The organism is Pseudoalteromonas sp. S2755, from assembly GCF_005886535.1.
Lineage (GTDB): Bacteria > Pseudomonadota > Gammaproteobacteria > Enterobacterales > Alteromonadaceae > Pseudoalteromonas.
The window spans coordinates 1-1,519 of record NZ_PNDS01000206.1 but is presented as its reverse complement, the minus strand read 5'-3'; the positions used below and the strand labels follow the sequence as shown (position 1 = coordinate 1,519).

At 47.6% G+C, this 1,519-nt stretch carries 1 protein-coding gene; it reads left to right on the top strand.

All coding sequences use genetic code 11. The annotated features are described in order from the left end of the window. A partial coding sequence (locus CWC03_RS22790) for a non-ribosomal peptide synthetase (protein WP_138583791.1) occupies nucleotides 1-1,500 on the top strand: 1,500 nt, incomplete at its 5' end. Nucleotides 1,501-1,519 lie beyond the last annotated feature (19 nt).

The window sequence follows — 1,519 nt, the reverse complement described above, 5'->3', positions numbered from 1 at the left end:
CCAGAGAGTGGATTGACTGCAGCGTGCTTAGCCTATGTCATTTATACCTCTGGCTCGACAGGGCAGCCGAAAGGCGTCATGACACCTCATGTTGCAGTTGCGAGGCTGGTAATCGAGCAGTCTTTTATGGAGTTAAGTGCTGAAACCGTCATGCTGCAAAGTGCGAACATTGCATTTGATGCGGCGACGTTAGAGTTATGGGGACCCTTACTGAATCGTGGTCAGGTTGTATTGTATCCTCACGGATATATAGAGGTAGAGGCACTGAACCAAGCTGTTGAACATTACGGCGTGAACACGCTATGGCTAACTGCAGGCTTATTTCGAGAGTGGTCTCTAGCCTTACCATCGACATCACCGCTGCAACAAGTATTGGCTGGAGGGGATGTATTAGATCCTGCTGCAATCCACCGTGTTCAGGCACAGCTACCGCACGTGACGCTGATAAATGGTTATGGTCCAACAGAGAATACCACATTCTCAACGACGTATACTTTTGCAAATCCGCATACCTTAGCGCTTGTGCCGATTGGTCAAAAGCTTGCAACAGATCACGCATTAATACTCGGTCCAAATGGAAGTTTGGTCCCACAAGGGTGTGTTGGTGAATTGTATGTCGGTGGTGATGGTTTGGCGCGGGGGTATTTGAATCGTCCTGAGCTCACCGCTGAACGCTTTGTTGATAATCCGTATTATTTATCGAGTGATCCACATAGTCCGAGCCGCTTATATCGTACCGGCGATTTAGTACGTTACTTAGAGGGGGGTAATCTAGCCTTTATAGGTCGTACAGATGATCAAGTTAAGATCCGTGGTTTTAGAATAGAGCTTGGGGAAGTTGAAGTGCAGTTAGCTCAGCAACCTGGGGTAGATTCGGTGTTGGTGAAAACCCTGAAGTGGGCTGACAGTGTACAGTTAGTTGGTTATATCAAGTCAAATCAGGTGCTGGATAAAGAGGCAAAGCACGGATTGGTCAAAGATATAAAAAGTAAGTTAGCAGTAACGCTCCCAGATTATATGGTGCCGAGCTTCTTAGTTGTTGTGGATGAATGGCCATTAACGGCCAATGGTAAAGTAGACAGAAAAGCCTTACCAGAGCCAGAAGGCAGTGCACTGCAAGGAGAGTATGTAGCACCGGTAACAGAAGTGGAGCAAAAGTTAGTTGATATTTGGTCAGCCTTACTGAATATACCGAGCGATACAATCAGCACCACGGCGAACTTCTTAACACTAGGGGGCCACTCGCTACTGAGCATTCGCTTAATGTCAGAAATAAGACAGCAGTTTGCCGTAGCGCTGCCAGTACAGGCGGTATTTGATGCGGAGAATTTGGCAGCGCTTGCGACACGCATCAATCAGAGCCAAGGCAGTGACGTGCGTCCAGCTGTAGAAGCGATGGCGCGTACATCAAGTATCCAGCCAGTTTCTTTTGCGCAGCGACGATTGTGGTTTATAGACCAACTACAAGGAGGCTCGGCGGAGTACTATATGGAATTGTAACTGGAATTGTCAGGTGAAT